The 13,478-nt window shown below is 70.1% G+C and carries 14 protein-coding genes; 6 read left to right on the plus strand and 8 right to left on the minus strand.

The features are described 5' to 3' along the window. Nucleotides 1-133 precede the first annotated feature (133 nt). Complete coding sequence (locus ACFWY9_RS27280; RefSeq protein ID WP_378340253.1) at nucleotides 134-808, plus strand: ABC transporter substrate-binding protein; 675 nt, start codon at nucleotides 134-136, stop codon at nucleotides 806-808. 72 nt (nucleotides 809-880) lie between these two features. Next, nucleotides 881-1,411 (plus strand): hypothetical protein, encoded by a 531-nt coding sequence (locus tag ACFWY9_RS27285; RefSeq protein WP_378340254.1) that lies wholly within the window; start codon nucleotides 881-883, stop codon nucleotides 1,409-1,411. 6 nt (nucleotides 1,412-1,417) lie between these two features. On the opposite strand, the gene ACFWY9_RS27290 is transcribed toward ACFWY9_RS27285, so the two are convergent. The 3 genes from ACFWY9_RS27290 to ACFWY9_RS27300 form a co-directional block, all read right to left on the minus strand. Continuing rightward, nucleotides 1,418-2,614: an acyltransferase gene (locus ACFWY9_RS27290; protein WP_378340255.1), complete on the minus strand. Its 1,197-nt coding sequence runs from the start codon at nucleotides 2,612-2,614 to the stop codon at nucleotides 1,418-1,420. Next, nucleotides 2,611-3,354, minus strand: a complete 744-nt coding sequence (locus ACFWY9_RS27295) for an AMP-binding protein (protein WP_378323941.1) — start codon at nucleotides 3,352-3,354, stop codon at nucleotides 2,611-2,613. The genes ACFWY9_RS27290 and ACFWY9_RS27295 overlap by 4 nt, the downstream gene beginning before the upstream one ends. Before the next feature lie 84 nt (nucleotides 3,355-3,438). Then, nucleotides 3,439-4,359, minus strand: coding sequence for a hypothetical protein (locus ACFWY9_RS27300; protein WP_378340256.1), 921 nt, complete (start codon nucleotides 4,357-4,359; stop codon nucleotides 3,439-3,441). Nucleotides 4,360-4,544: 185 nt separating this feature from the next. Between ACFWY9_RS27300 and ACFWY9_RS27305 the strand changes: the two genes are divergently transcribed. The 3 genes from ACFWY9_RS27305 to ACFWY9_RS27315 are packed head-to-tail and all read left to right on the plus strand — an operon-like array spanning nucleotide 4,545 to nucleotide 7,674. Continuing rightward, nucleotides 4,545-5,432 carry an alkaline phosphatase family protein gene (locus tag ACFWY9_RS27305; RefSeq protein ID WP_378340257.1) on the plus strand — a complete coding sequence of 296 codons (888 nt, stop codon included), beginning with the start codon at nucleotides 4,545-4,547 and terminating at the stop codon, nucleotides 5,430-5,432. A 2-nt stretch (nucleotides 5,433-5,434) separates the two neighbouring features. Beyond that, nucleotides 5,435-6,697: an MFS transporter gene (locus ACFWY9_RS27310; protein ID WP_378340258.1), complete on the plus strand. Its 1,263-nt coding sequence runs from the start codon at nucleotides 5,435-5,437 to the stop codon at nucleotides 6,695-6,697. Further along, complete coding sequence (locus tag ACFWY9_RS27315; RefSeq protein WP_378340259.1) at nucleotides 6,694-7,674, plus strand: TolB family protein; 981 nt, start codon at nucleotides 6,694-6,696, stop codon at nucleotides 7,672-7,674. The genes ACFWY9_RS27310 and ACFWY9_RS27315 overlap by 4 nt, the downstream gene beginning before the upstream one ends. Before the next feature lie 5 nt (nucleotides 7,675-7,679). On the opposite strand, the gene ACFWY9_RS27320 is transcribed toward ACFWY9_RS27315, so the two are convergent. From ACFWY9_RS27320 to ACFWY9_RS27340, 5 genes are all read right to left on the minus strand, one after another. Continuing rightward, entirely contained in the window at nucleotides 7,680-9,581 is a 1,902-nt protein-coding gene (locus ACFWY9_RS27320) for a PQQ-binding-like beta-propeller repeat protein (protein WP_378340260.1), read from the minus strand. 76 nt (nucleotides 9,582-9,657) lie between these two features. Next, nucleotides 9,658-10,050 (minus strand): hypothetical protein, encoded by a 393-nt coding sequence (locus ACFWY9_RS27325; RefSeq protein WP_378340261.1) that lies wholly within the window; start codon nucleotides 10,048-10,050, stop codon nucleotides 9,658-9,660. A 25-nt stretch (nucleotides 10,051-10,075) separates the two neighbouring features. Next, nucleotides 10,076-11,485: a glycosyltransferase family 2 protein gene (locus tag ACFWY9_RS27330; protein ID WP_378323935.1), complete on the minus strand. Its 1,410-nt coding sequence runs from the start codon at nucleotides 11,483-11,485 to the stop codon at nucleotides 10,076-10,078. A gap of 377 nt (nucleotides 11,486-11,862) precedes the next feature. Beyond that, a complete protein-coding gene (locus ACFWY9_RS27335; RefSeq protein WP_378340262.1) occupies nucleotides 11,863-12,309 on the minus strand; it encodes a hypothetical protein in 447 nt (148 codons plus the stop codon). A gap of 156 nt (nucleotides 12,310-12,465) precedes the next feature. Next, nucleotides 12,466-12,672 carry a hypothetical protein gene (locus tag ACFWY9_RS27340; protein ID WP_378340263.1) on the minus strand — a complete coding sequence of 69 codons (207 nt, stop codon included), beginning with the start codon at nucleotides 12,670-12,672 and terminating at the stop codon, nucleotides 12,466-12,468. A gap of 463 nt (nucleotides 12,673-13,135) precedes the next feature. Here ACFWY9_RS27340 and ACFWY9_RS27345 point away from each other — a divergent pair, with 463 nt between their 5' ends. Next, nucleotides 13,136-13,381 (plus strand): response regulator transcription factor, encoded by a 246-nt coding sequence (locus ACFWY9_RS27345; protein ID WP_378340264.1) that lies wholly within the window; start codon nucleotides 13,136-13,138, stop codon nucleotides 13,379-13,381. The last annotated feature ends 97 nt before the right edge of the window (nucleotides 13,382-13,478 follow it).

Raw genomic sequence — 13,478 nt, forward strand, 5'->3', positions numbered from 1 at the left:
CGCGGCCCGCTGTCCCGCGCGGGGGTTTCCCTCCCGCCCCCCGCGAAAAAAAACTCCCTCGCGGGGTCCGGGGGGGCGCCCCCACCCCCCCCCCCCCCCACGGCTCGGCGTCGACACGATCAGCAAGGAGGTCGTGCTCCAGGCAGGCGCGGACTTCGTCTACGCTGGCTGGAACTACGGGTTCGGCGAGAACACCGGGCTGACTCCGCAGCACCTCGCCGAACTCGGCATTCCGTCCTATGTGCTCAGTGAGTCGTGCCGCAACGGGATCGGTGATCGTTCGCGCGGCACCATGCCCGCGCTGGAAGCGCTGTACACCGATCTGCGCAACCTCGGCCGGATCTTCGGGGTTTCCGCTCGCGCCGAGCAGTTGGTCGCCGAGTATCAGGGCGCCGTCCGTGAGGCCGAGGCCTCGGTGCCGAAGGACCGGCCCCGGCCGAAGGTCTTCCTCTACGACTCCGGCACCGACAAACCCTTCACCGCCGGGTGGTTCGCCGCGTCGCACGAGGTGATCACGCGCGCGGGCGGTGACGACGTCATGGGTGATCTCCAGGACAGCTGGACCACTGTCACGTGGGAGGCCGTCGTCAAGGCCAACCCCGACGTGATCGTGATCAACGACTACGACCCGCCGACCGCCGCGCAGAAACAGTCCTTTTTGGAGAGTTACCCGCCGCTGGCCCAGGTGCCCGCGATCAAGAACAAACGGTTCCTCGCACTGCCGTACGCGGCACTCGTGGAGGGGCCGCGCAACCCGGCGGCGATCCGGACGGTCGCGGACTACCTCAACCGGACGAGCGCCGGGTAGGGCTGTCCGCAGGCCGGGCCAGGGGGTGTGCCGGATGGCCGCCCCGGCGCTCCGGCGCGATGCTCTTCTGCCATGGACCGAGGTTTGGGGAAGCGGGCGCGCCAGTGCTGGCTCGTCGCGCACGTCGCGAGTTCGGTGGGCTGGTTCGGCGTCGCGGCGAGCCAGCTGGCGCTCAAGATCATCGCGCACACGACCGACAGTGACGCGGTGCGTCACACGGACCACCTGACCGCGCAGGTCTTCGACCGGTACCTGATGATCCCGCTCGTGCTGGTCGCCCTCGGCACCGGCCTGGTGCTGTCCCTGTGCACGAAATGGGGCCTGCTCCGGCATTACTGGGTCACCGCCAAGTTCGTGCTGACGATCGCGCTGATGATCGCGGACACGATCTGGATGGGCGGGTGGGTCGCCGAGGCGGTGGAGTACACGGCGAGCGGCGGAGCGTCCGCCGCTCCCGGCTATCGGGACACGCTGGCACACCTGCTCGCCGGATCGGTCGTGAACCTGGTCGCGATCCTGGCCATGGTGGTGCTGTCGGTGGTCAAGCCGTTCGGCAGGACCAGCCGGGGCCGCCGGGTGGTCCGGCGGGTTCGTCCCGCCTGAACGCCGTCAGCGCGGCCGCGAACCGCTGCTGACGACGAGCCGGACGGGCCGCGGGTGCGCGCGGCGTACGCGGGGCCGTCCGGTGAGGGCCTTGCTGACCGGCAGGCGGCGCAGGATCTCGACGAACACGAGGGTGAGCGCGAGGGTGGCGAGGTAGATCACCACGGTCGTCCACGGTGCCCCGGACCAGTCCGCCACCGGGCCGATCGCGGGGCCGAGCAGCGCCAGCGCGAGCGGGTGCACCAGGAAGATGCTGAACGAGCGGTTCGACGCCCACGCGATGAACCGGGCCGCCCGGCTTTCCGCGGTCCGGCGGGCGGACCACCACGAGCACACCGCGTAGAGCGCGGCGATGACGGTGACGAACCAGAGGAGCAGATACGGCTGGTACACCTCGCTCGCCAGCTGCGGCCACGTTCCACTGTGGACGTTCTGGAAGTAGGCCAGTTCGGTGCCGATGCCGATCGCGATCAGCGCGGTGGCGAGGAAGGCCCGGTGGCCGGACACCCAGGCGTGCACGGCCTCGAAGTGCATCGCGACCACGGCGCCGAGCACGGTGAAGAACTGGTACGGCAGGATCGTCGCGAACAGGTGGCTGATCGTGTCGTAGGTGACGCCCTCGGGCGGGTAGGTCATGAACAGCACCACGCACACCTGGAGCGCGCCGCTGACCAGGAGCACGTACCGGTGCCTTCCCCGCGTCGCGCGCAGCATCTTCAGCAGCAGCGGGAAGAGCAGGTACACCTGCATCGTGACGAGCAGGAAGTACAGGTGGTACCAGGCGCTGCCCTCGATCAGTTCCCGGCCGAGCGCGGCCAGCTTCGTGCTGAGCGAGCCGGCGGGCTCGCCGGTGGTGACGAGCGAGTAGCCCCAGAAGAACACCGACCACACGACGTAGGGCACCGCGACCAGCGGGAACCGCCGCCGCCAGAACCCGGTGGCCCGCAGCGGCCGGTCGCGGTACTGGTAGACCAGCACGAACCCGGTCAGCGCGAAGAACGCCTCGCGGGTGAAGTGCAGCAGCGATTCGACGGCGTTCGCCGGGACGTCCTGCGGGTAGTTGGTGGCGGCGACGACATGGATCAGGATCACGCAGGCGAAGGTGATCAGCCGGAACAGGTCGATCTGGTGCAGGTAGGGCGCCGACGACCGCGCCGCCGGGATACGGGCAGGCGCCTTCCGCGGCGCTTCGAGGGTGGTCACCGGATAGCCCGTTCGAGGCCGGTGTTCACCACGTCCGAGAGCGGTGCCGACGGCGCCGTTTCGATCCAGGTGATGCGCCGCTGGCGGACCAGCGTCCAGAACCCGGTGGGCGGGACGGCCGCACCGACGACCAGCGTCGCCCCGGCAATGAGCGTGGCGAGCAGGCCGGTGACCTGGGCGTCGAGCTGGAACAGCGGCACGGTGCCGTAGCCGCGGTCGTCGCCGGACAACTCGCGGGCGGCGGCCGCGGCGGCATGGAGGAGCCGGTGCTCGGTGAGTTCGACGCCGCCGGGCTCCGCCCGCGTCAGCACCGAGCCGGGACCGGTGGGCCGCGCGGTGCCGGGGAGACCTGGTTCGAGTACCCGGAGACCGAGATTCGCGCCGTGGTTCGGCCGGTCGCTGATGATCGCGAACGCATCGGCCAGCGCGGCGCTTTCGGTCAGTTCGTCGAGCGACGCCGCCGGATCGGCGGGCACCGCGCACCGCCCGGCGGCGAGCACGCCGAGGAACGCCGGGCCGAACGCCAGCGGATCGGCGACGTCGATCAGCACCCGCGCCCCGGCGGGCGCGCCGGCCGAGGTCAGCGCGGTCAGCCAGCCCGCCACGTCGTCGGCGAGCCGGCGGTAGGTGATCCGGTCCGGCCCGGGCGCCTCTTCGAGGTAGACGCGTTCCCCCGCGTCACTCGCCCGTTTCCTGATGATCGTCGCGAGAAGTCCGCTTTCGCTGTCGTTCTGGCTCACGACTGCCAGGTTCGCCGCGCTTTCTGTGAATCCCCCATGAGGCCGCTGAGAACGCGCTGTCCACCTTGATCAACGCCCGGCCGGTCACTCCCAGGCCCAGGACAGGCCGTGGATCCCGGGGGCCACCGCGCCCGCCAGGACCACCACGGTGGCGTCCTCGCCCACCGGCACCGGGGCCAGGCCGAGGCGGCGGCCGTCCGGGAACCGGGTCCGCCAGGTGGCGCAGGATCGGGGCGGCGCGTCGCGGTGGAACACGACCGACACCCGGTAGTCCCGGATCCGCTCGGCGATCCGGCGGTGGTGATGGGTCGCGACGGCGCGCGAGGAATAGTCCTCTGTGTACTCGACGACGGCGCGTCCGCCGACGTCCAGTGCCCGGTCGAACGCCAGTTCGGTGAGCGCGAATCCCTCTTCGGGCAGTGCTTTCGCGGTGGCGACCCGGCAGCGCCGTGCCAGGAGGACGGACGGTGGTTCGAGACCGCGTCCGCTGCGACTGGTCGTCAGCACGGTCTTCGCGGCGTCACGGCGGGCCTCGACGAGCATGCGTACGACGATCCGGCTGAGCCGGCGGTCCGCGTCGAGATACACCGTGTCGTGCAGTCCGACCCGGTACACGGAGTCGAGGGCCGCGCTGTCGAACTCCCGCAACAGCGGCGGCAGGAAGGCGGGGTAGTCCCAGGCCCGGTGCAGGCGCCGGGCGCCCCGGCACGACGGCACCCCGCGGCCGCGGGGGCGTTTCGCGCCGAGGCAGGCGAGCAACGCGCCTTTGGGTAGTTCGAGGATTTCCTCGAGAACCGTGACCGCGTGCAACGATTCCTCGCGTTCGGGCAGGCTCCGCCCCGTCTGCCAATAGCTCAGCGTCACCGCGCTCAGCGCGACGTCCCGTGCCGCCAGCCGGTGCCGCAGCTGCCGCAGGCTCAGGCCCCGGTGCGCGGCCGCGCACGCGAACGCGTGGCCGAACGGCCCGTCGTTCAGCGCCGTGCGCACCTGGTCCGGCAGCGACATGGCGTCATGGTGCGGTCCACATGCGAGTCCGGCGACCGCCAAGTGGCTGATTCTCGCGAAGCCGTCTATTCGGTTAACAACGAACGTAGGTACTGCCGCGGGCTCGCGCTTTCTACGCTCGGACCCGCTTCCCCCGGCGATTCCGTCCACAGTGGTCGATCCAGCACGCGAAAAGGAGATGGGTGATGCTGCTCAACCGTGTCGCGAAACTGGCCGCGGTGCCGATACTGGCGCTGCTCGGCCTGGCCGCCGCATCCGGTGAACCGGCGGGCTCGGCCGCCCGCACCACTGCCGCGCTTCCTCGGTTCGATCACGTGGTGATCGCGTTGTTCGAGAACAAGAACTACTCGGACATCGCCGGGGACAACGGATCCGCGTCCTACATCAAGTCGCTTGCCGCGCAGGGGACATTGTTCACCAACGCCTTCGGCGTGACCCACCCCAGCCAGCCGAACTACCTCGCGCTGTTCTCCGGTTCGCAGCAGGGCGTCACCGGGGACAGCTGCCCGGTGGACTCCCAGGCCGACAACCTGGGCCAGCAACTGCTGAAGGCGGGCAAGACGTTCAAGGGGTACTCCGAGGGGCTGCCCAAAGCGGGCTACACCGGCTGCAGTTCGGGCCGTTACGTCCGCAAACACGCGCCGTGGGTGGACTTCCCGACCGTGAAGGGGGCCGAGTACAACGTGCCGTACTCGGCTTTCCCGAGCGACTACAGCAAGCTGCCGACGGTTTCGTTCGTCATTCCCGACATGTGCGACGACATGCACGACTGCTCGATCAAGACGGGTGACTCCTGGCTGAAGTCCCACCTCGACGGCTACGCGCAGTGGGCCAAGACGCACAACAGCCTGCTGATCGCCACGTTCGACGAGGACAACTTCACGTCGGTCAACCAGATCTGCACGCTGTTCGTCGGCGACCACGTGAAGGCCGGTTACCGGTCTGGCACCCAGATCAACCACTACAACGTGTTGCGCACGCTCGAAGACATGTACGGGCTTCCCGCACTGGGCAAGGCTTCGGGCAAACAGCCGATCACCGACGCCTGGGCCACCACCACGGGCGGCCGCTGACCGTGTATCTGTCCACAATAGACAGGAGGGCCCGGCGCGGCGACCGGTCTGTCCGACGGCCCGGACTCCGGGCCGTCGGGCAGACCGTGTTCGTCCTCGGCACGGTCAGCCTGCTCACGGACATCTCGTCGGAGATGGTGACCGCGGTCCTGCCGCTGTATTTCGTGCTGACGCTGCATCTGAGCCCCGTCGCCTTCGGCGTGCTGGACGGGTTGTACACCGGTGCGACCGCGCTGCTGCGGTTGGTGGGCGGCTACGTCGCGGACCGGTTCCGGCGGCGCAAGACGGTGGCCGGCGTGGGGTATGGGATCTCGGCGCTGGCGAAGCTCGCGCTGGCCGGGGTCACCGGTGCCCCGATGATCGGCGCCGTTCTCGTCGCGGACCGCGCGGGCAAGGGGCTGCGGACCGCGCCGAGGGACGCGCTGATCAGCCTGTCGGTCCCGGAACCCGTGCTGGGCCGTGCGTTCGGCGTGCATCGCGCGCTGGACAGCGCGGGAGCCTTCGCCGGTCCGCTGGTCGCGCTCGGGGTGCTGGCCGTCGTCGGCGGTGCCACCCCGGACGCGTTCAGCGCGTTGTTCGTCGTCAGTTTCTGCGTCGCGCTCGCCGGGGTGCTGGTGCTGGTGTTGTTCGCCAGAGACCGCACTTCGCCCGCCCCGGGCGCGGCCAGGGTGACGCTCGGACAGGCCGCCGCCTTACTGCGCGACGGCCGGGTCAGGCGGCTGCTCGGCGCGGCGGCGGTCCTCGGGCTGAGCACCATCGGCGACGGGTTCGTCTACCTGGCCCTGCTGCGGCAGCACGACATCGCGACCGGCTGGTTCCCGGTGCTGGCCATTGGCACCAATATCGTCTACCTCGGGCTGGCCGGTCCGTTCGGCGTGCTGGCCGACCGCTTCGGCCGCCGCTTCATGCTGCGGTGCGGCTATGCCGCGCTGGCCGCCGTCTACCTCCTGCTCACGCTCGGCCTGCCGGGAATTCCCGGTACCGCCGTGATTCTGCTGCTTTACGGGACGTTCTACGCCGCGACGGACGGGGTGCTGATGGCACTGGCGGGCCCGTGCTTCCCGGACGGGCTGCGCACCACCGGGCTGGCTTGCGTGCAAACCGTTCAGGCGTTGGCGTACTTCGTCTCGTCCGTCGCGTTCGGACTCGCCTGGGTGGGCTGGGGTAGCGCCGCGCCCACCGGCCTGGCGCTCGTCGCCGCGATCGGAGCGCTCGGCCTGACCTGGGTGTTGTTACCGGGGCAGCGCGGAAAGGAGACGCGATGAGGCCACGCACCCGGATCGTCGTCGCCGTTTCCGGTTGCACCGCGCTGATCCTGCTCGCCGCGTTCGCCGTGCTCGCTGCCCGGCCGGGCAAAACCGCCACGGCGGAGGCGTCGCAGGTGTCGATCGCGCCCGGACCGGGTCTGGTGGCCCGCAGTACCGCTGACGACAGTCGCGGCAGGCTGATCGGCGTGAGCGGTCCCCTGCGCTCGGTGTCGCCGGTGGGGTGCCAGCGGTTGTACGCGGCCGGTGGCACCGGGGTGTGCCTGCGCCAGGACGGCGATCTCACCACGTACCAGGTCGCGGTGCTGGACGAACACCTCGCGGTACGCCGGGAGATCCCGCTGGCGGGCATCCCGAACCGGGCCAGGGTGTCGCCGACCGGCAGGCTGGTGGCGTGGACGGTGTTCGTGACCGGCGATTCGTACAACGGCGGGCGGTTCTCCACCCGGGTCGGCATCCTGGACACCAGGACGCAGGAGCTGGTGCCGACGCTGGAGGACTGGGCGGTCACCGTGGCCGGCAAACCGTACGCGGCCGCGGACCTCAACTTCTGGGGCGTCACCTTCGCCGCCGACGACCGGCACTTCTACGTCACCATGAGTACCGGCACGCACCGTTACCTGATGCTCGGCGATCTCGGTACCCGCCGCCTGGAAACGGTCCGCGACAACGTGGAATGCCCGTCGCTGTCCCCGGACGGCGGCCGCGTCGCGTTCAAGGCCGCCCGGGACGGCGATCCCGATCACGGGTGGCGGCTGTCGGTGCTCGACCTGGCCACCGGCCGCGTGACGCCGCTCGCGGAGACCCGGTCCGTCGACGATCAGGCCGCGTGGGTGGACGACCGCACCCTCGCCTACGGCCTGCCTCGCGGACCGGACCACTCCGACGTCTGGACGGTTCCCGCCGACGGCACCGGCAGTCCGTCGGTCCTCGTCCCGGACGCGGATTCCCCGGCGGCGCTGACCCGCACATCGTGACCACGTCACGGTCCGGCGCCGTCGGTGGCGCGGACGGCGTACAGGCGGTGATCGAGACTGCCGACGAGGACGTAGCCCGAGGCCAGCACGGGTGAGGAGTCGTCGATCGGTCCCCGGGTCAGGTACGTCCAGCGCGCCTGGCCGGTCATCGTGTCGACGGCGTGGAGGCCGCGGTCCCGGCTGCCGACGTAGACCGTCTCGCCCTCGACGGCGGGGGAGGAGCGGATGCCGTTGCCTGTCGGGTAACGCCAGTTCGGGCGGCCGGTCGAAGCCGAGACGGCGTACAGGTGCTTGTCGTCGCTGCCGACGTAGACGACGTCGCCGTCGAGCGCCGGGCTGGACACGATCCCGCCCTCGGCGCGGAACTGCCAGATCCACTTGCCGGTGCGGGCGTCGAGGGCGTAGAGACTCTGGTCGTCGGAGCCGATCCACACCGTCGTCCCGGACACCGCCGCCGAGCAGTCGACGGTGAGCGTGGTCGTGTAGTTCCACCGGCGGGTACCGGTCGCCGCGTCGAGTGCGTACACGTTGTGGTCGCGGCATCCGATGTAGACGGTCCCACTGTCCGAATTGGACGCAGCGGCCACGGTGGGCGACGAGTTGAACCAGTCGCCGCCGGTGAACTTCCAGCGTTGTTCGCCCGTGGCCGCGTCGATCGCGTAGACGTTGTGATCGCGGCTGCCGACGAAGACCGTGCCCGCGGCGAAGGCGGGCGAGGAGTGAATGACCGCGTCGGTGGCGAAGGTCCAGCGTTTCCCGCCGGTGGCGGCGTCGACGGCGTGCACGTTGCCGTCGTTGCAACCGACGTACACGACACCGTTGGCGACGGCGGGTGAGGAAGTGATGGGGCCGCCCGCGATGTAACGCCAGCGCTGGGTTCCGGTCGCGAGGTCGACCGCGTAGAGGCTGCGGTCCGTGCTGCCGACGAACACGACGCCACCGTCGACGGCGGGGGAGGAGTAGAGCTCACCGCCGGTCTGGAAGAACCACGGACGCGGGCCGTCGTCGCTCAGCAGCCGCGTCACACCCCAGACGCCCGCCCCGGCCGTCACCGCCGCGGCGCCGCCCGCGGCGAACAGCAGGGTGCGCCGGGAGAGTCGGGGTTTTTCCTTGGTGCCACGGGGAATCCGGGTCGGCGGCGGGGTGAGGGCGGTGCCAGGGGAACGCGGGTTGTTCGCGATGACGATCCGGCCCTGGACGTCCCACTGCCATTTGCCCGGCTGCTGCTCGGGCGCGATATCGTGCATCCGCTCGTCGACGTAGTCGTAGAGCTCGTCGACGTCGACATAGCCGTTGTCGTCGCGGTCCGCGGCGCCCGTGCGGAGGCCTTCCACGACGAGCCCGGTGAACACCGACAGCGGCCGTTCGCCGTCTTTCCGGTCACCGTCGAACGAGAACTGCATCGAGTCCGACGCCGTGAGCACCGCGCGGCCGCGCGCGGCGAAGCGTTCCGAGGTGTGGATCGCCGGATCGCCCTTGGCCACCCGGCTGGTCGCGAACGCGCCGCTGTAGCAGCAGTCGAGCATCAGGACGTCGCAGCGGGAGCGGGCGCGCTCCATGACGTCGTGCAGGAACGTCGCGGCCAGCGCGGTCGCGCCGAGGTAACGGCGTTCGGTGTCGGTCATGGCGAAGTACAGCCTGCCGCGATCGTCCTTCAGCCCGTGCCCGGTGAAGTAGAACAGCAGCATGTCGTCGCGCTGCCGATCGGCGTAGAACGCTTCCACCGCACGGGAAACCTCGTGCGCGGGCCGGTTCACCCGGGTTTGGACGTCGAAGCCGCCGATCGCCGGATCGCCGAGCACCCGCCGCAGCGCCTCGACGTCTTCGGCGGGCGAGACGAGCCGCGCGAGCCCCGGATCCTCGAACCGCGAACTCGCGACCAGCAGCGCGTACCGGCCGCCACTCATGCGATCGACTCGCTCCGCGAGACAGTGTCCGATTCTTCTTGGCGCATGATTTCCATGATTCGCTCGCAAGCGTCGCTTATCCTGCGGCCGAGTGCTTCGCTACGAAAGCTTCGAGCAACCGCTGCCGCTCGTCCGAGGTCGCGCCCTCGATGCGGAACTCGTCCCCGTCGATCTTGATGTCGACCACGACACCAGGCTGTCGCTGCCGCAGCAGCCAGTCCCGGACCGTGCCGATGACGGTGGTGAACACCCCACCGGAAGCGGCGAAGGTGAGCAGCACGGTCGACAGCGTGACCGCGTCGGCCTTCGAGCCCGCCGGGGCGGGCCCGCCCGGCACGAACCCCGCGCTGTCGACGTCGAGTTCCCGGAGCTCCGCGCACAGCCGCTCGGCCAGCTCGGCGCGTTCGGTCTCGTCGGGGTCCTCCAGCAGGGTCACCTCGAGGGTCAGCCTGCGCTCTTCGATGGCCATGGTTTCCTTTCCACACAGTGCTTTCTCAGAGAGGCTTCGCGATGACGGTGAAGGTGGGCTCGTGTCGCAGCGCGCTCACGATGCCGCGGACGATCCCGATGCCCTCCCACAGCACGAACAACGGGATCATGACCAGGAACCGCACCGACTCGCCGAGCCGGGGACGGGCGTCCGCGGACGAGCGGACGTTGATCCGGTAGCCCTCCCAGTAGAGCCACCAGCTGAACGCCGCGTTGAGCGCCCACAACGGGGCGACCACCGGGGTGACCGGCGCGGCCCTGCCGCCGAGCACCGCGTCCAGCGCGAGCACCACCACCGGATGCTGGGCGGGACCGCACAGCCACACCGAGACACTGTGCAGGAGCGGGAGCCGGTGCCGCACCGGGATCGCGCGGTTGGCCACCAGCCGCAGCAGCCCGGAAACCCAGCGCTCGCGCTGCCGCAGGAAATCACGCACGGTGGCCGGGGACGCGCCGTAGGAGCGGCCGGCGAACCATCCGCTGCGGCCGGGGTGAAGCGCGCTGAAACGCAGGGCGAACTCGGCGTCCTCGACCGTCGAGGACGGGCCGAAGTCCCAGCCGATGGCCGCTTCGACCGAGGCGCGGACCAGCAGCAGCTCGCCGTGCAGCCCGGTGCGCGGCGTCCCGCGTCCGGTGCCCGCCGCGAACAGGCTGACGTCGCAGCCGGGCCGGACCGCGTCGGCGAGCCACACCGACCGGTTCTTCGCGTGTTCGCGGGGGTAGGCCAGCACGCCCTGCGCCAGGTGCAGCCCGGACTCCCCGGCCGCGTGCTGCTCGTGGACGAACCTGGCCACGTCGGCGGCGGTGTCCTCGCCGACCCCGGTGTCGTCGTCCATGTGCAGTACCCAGACGTCGTCGCGGGCCTCGCCGCAGGTGGTCCGCACCAGGTTCGCGAAGTGGTTGGCGCGGGCCTTGAAGCGCGTGCCCCGCGCGGTGCGGAAGTCGGCGGGGATTTCGACGATCCGGACCAGGGGATACCGTCCGGAGAGCAGGGTGATCGCCCGCCGCGCGGCGCAGCCCTCCTCCACGACGACGTCGACCCGCACGTCCGTGAACGCCGCGGGCAGATGTTCGCAGCACGACGCGACCACGCGTTCGAGCGCGGGGAGGACGTCACATCGGCCGATCGTCGGGATCACCACGATCAGCCGATGCGGGACGGGGCCGGGCAATGGCTCGGCGGCGGTGCGCCGCCGCGTCAGGAGGCCGCCGGAAAGCCCGCGGAGCGTGACCGCGGTCGGCAGCGACCAGACGATGGTGGTGTACCAGGCGAGCGGCCCGGAGCCTCCGGCACCAGGCGGCGCGGCCACGAGAATGGCGGCGAGCACGGCGAACGGGATGAGGAAGGACACGAAACCCGGCCGGACGGCCCGTATCCGCCGGGTCCGCGCGGCGGACGTCATCGTGGACGGCATCGCGACCTCCCCGCACTGGACTCCGCGCTACCTCTTTTCAGGAGCGCGCTCCAGCGGGCCGCTGATACAACGGCCGCAGGGGATTCACCAGAATGGCGGACCCGATTTGTCCGTCCGGTTACCTTTTCGGGCAGGTTGGGCCACGGTGGCTCACGATTGCCAGACTTGATGCGCTTTCCGTTAATCCTCCACGAGTGCGCGGAGAGTGCGCTGTTCCCCTTGACCAACGCCGTCGTGACACGACGTGGGCCGGCTACGACGGCCGCGGGGGAGCCGCCCGCGGCCTGCCGCTTTATTGGCCCCTTTCTGCACATAACCCAGAACGAAGGCCTTCACCTCCTTTTCATCCTGAGGCATCAGGTCGTCCATCTCCTCGATCAGGCGGTCAAGGTCCTCATCCCTCGATTTTTGGTCCGAGACCGGCGCTTCGCGATGGACTGACGGTTCATCAATTTGGCCGATGCGTCCGAATGAATTTTCCTGCCGAGCCGGACTGTCAACGCCATGCGTAACTCGTGTAGTGCCCATACCCAGCGCCAGCGGGCCTCGTCATCCTCCGGTTCGACCACGCCGCCCTGGCTGGGCAGTGATTCAAGCGATGCCGTGACCGCGAGAAGTGTATCCACGAGGCACGCGCGCACCTCACGCTGATCGCCGGCTCGCCGGGCTTCGAGGATGGCGGAGACAACAGGGTCGTAAACGTCGTCTTCGAGTGCACGGGCGACCCGGCGGTGATAGTCGTTCAGATGTTTTCTCAGCCAACGGATCTGCCGTGGAGTGAGAACTCCGACGATGACGTCCCCGCAGCGATCCCAGCAAATCACCTGACCGTCCTTCGTACGAACTGCTGATATCTACGACGACTCAGCCGGTTACGGTACTGGCGGTCGAATAACTGGTGGGTCAGATGTGCCCGTCGAGTCGAACCTGGTGGCCGGAAGTGCCCGGTAGGGAATGCCACCGTCGGCGGCGGGGCGGGATTATTCGCCGCGCGGGGGCCCGGGCGGGTCCTCGGGGATCGGATAGCCGGTGTCGACGAGACCACCCGCCGAGAGCACCAGCCCCGCGGCGGTTTCGGCGATCTCGACCGCGGCCAGCAGACCGCCGAGCAGCAGTGCCGTGCCGAGGCCCTGCTCGTCGGCCGGCGGATGTGTCGTGGGTCGTTCCAGGACGTCGTGGTCAGGCATGGGAACCTCGTCCGTGCGGATCGGATTCTCCGTGGCGGCCGGCACCGGCATCGGCGCTCTGACGGCGCGCCGGATCGGATCGGCCACCGACGGCGCGGCTCATGATCTGTGCCGGGCGACCGCGGCGCCGTTCGTCCGACAGCGTCGCGAACTGAATGCGTACACCCATGATGCCCGTCGCCTCCTGTTCCCCACCCGGGACGGATTGATCGACCGTCGGGGTCCAGAACGGCGACAGCCGGCTCGCCTGGTGCCACGAGGCGGAGCCGACCGGCTACACCCCGCATCCTATTCCCGGCCTCGCCCCGCGTTCAGCCGCCGAACGGACGCATGCGGTCCGAAATGTGGATGACCTTGGCAAAGGGTGGAAAACGCGCACCGGTCGGCGGACGCGTCGGCCGGTGCGCGTGGGCCACAATGACCCCGGCGGCCGCCGACGCCGCGACGACGCGGAGGTGGGTGGATGCCGGACACGCCGGGCGCGGCGCGTGCTTCCCGGGGCGGGACGCCCACCCGGGTGCTCCTGGTCGAGGATCACGCGATGGTCGCCGAAGCGCTCATGGCGGCGTTCGAGGCGTATCCCGAAATCGAACTGGTGGGCTGCGCGCATTCCCTCGCCGAAGGCATCCCCGCGACGGCGCGGCAGCGGCCGGACGTCGTACTGCTGGACCGCAGGCTGCCCGACGGCGACGGAATCGAGGGGGGTTAGGGGGGGGGGGCGGGGAAGGCGGCCGCCCAGGGGGGGTTGTTTTACGGGGTCGGGGACAGTGGGCTGTGGGGCGGGGTGAACGGGTGGTGGGTTTTGA

It is taken from the genome of Amycolatopsis sp. NPDC059027 (genome assembly GCF_042739735.1).
In the GTDB taxonomy this organism is placed as follows: domain Bacteria; phylum Actinomycetota; class Actinomycetes; order Mycobacteriales; family Pseudonocardiaceae; genus Amycolatopsis.

Bases quoted from the DNA above. Each gene is read 5' to 3' on its own strand.
- ACFWY9_RS27285 (WP_378340254.1), top strand. From the start codon at position 881: ATGGACCGAGGTTTGGGGAAGCGGGCGCGCCAGTGCTGGCTCGTCGCG.
- ACFWY9_RS27340 (WP_378340263.1), bottom strand. From the start codon at position 12,672: ATGCCTGACCACGACGTCCTGGAACGACCCACGACACATCCGCCGGCC.
- ACFWY9_RS27325 (WP_378340261.1), bottom strand. From the start codon at position 10,050: ATGGCCATCGAAGAGCGCAGGCTGACCCTCGAGGTGACCCTGCTGGAG.
- ACFWY9_RS27315 (WP_378340259.1), top strand. From the start codon at position 6,694: ATGAGGCCACGCACCCGGATCGTCGTCGCCGTTTCCGGTTGCACCGCG.
- ACFWY9_RS27345 (WP_378340264.1), top strand. From the start codon at position 13,136: ATGCCGGACACGCCGGGCGCGGCGCGTGCTTCCCGGGGCGGGACGCCC.
- ACFWY9_RS27320 (WP_378340260.1), bottom strand. From the start codon at position 9,581: ATGAGTGGCGGCCGGTACGCGCTGCTGGTCGCGAGTTCGCGGTTCGAG.
- ACFWY9_RS27305 (WP_378340257.1), top strand. From the start codon at position 4,545: ATGCTGCTCAACCGTGTCGCGAAACTGGCCGCGGTGCCGATACTGGCG.
- ACFWY9_RS27330 (WP_378323935.1), bottom strand. From the start codon at position 11,485: ATGCCGTCCACGATGACGTCCGCCGCGCGGACCCGGCGGATACGGGCC.
- ACFWY9_RS27300 (WP_378340256.1), bottom strand. From the start codon at position 4,359: ATGTCGCTGCCGGACCAGGTGCGCACGGCGCTGAACGACGGGCCGTTC.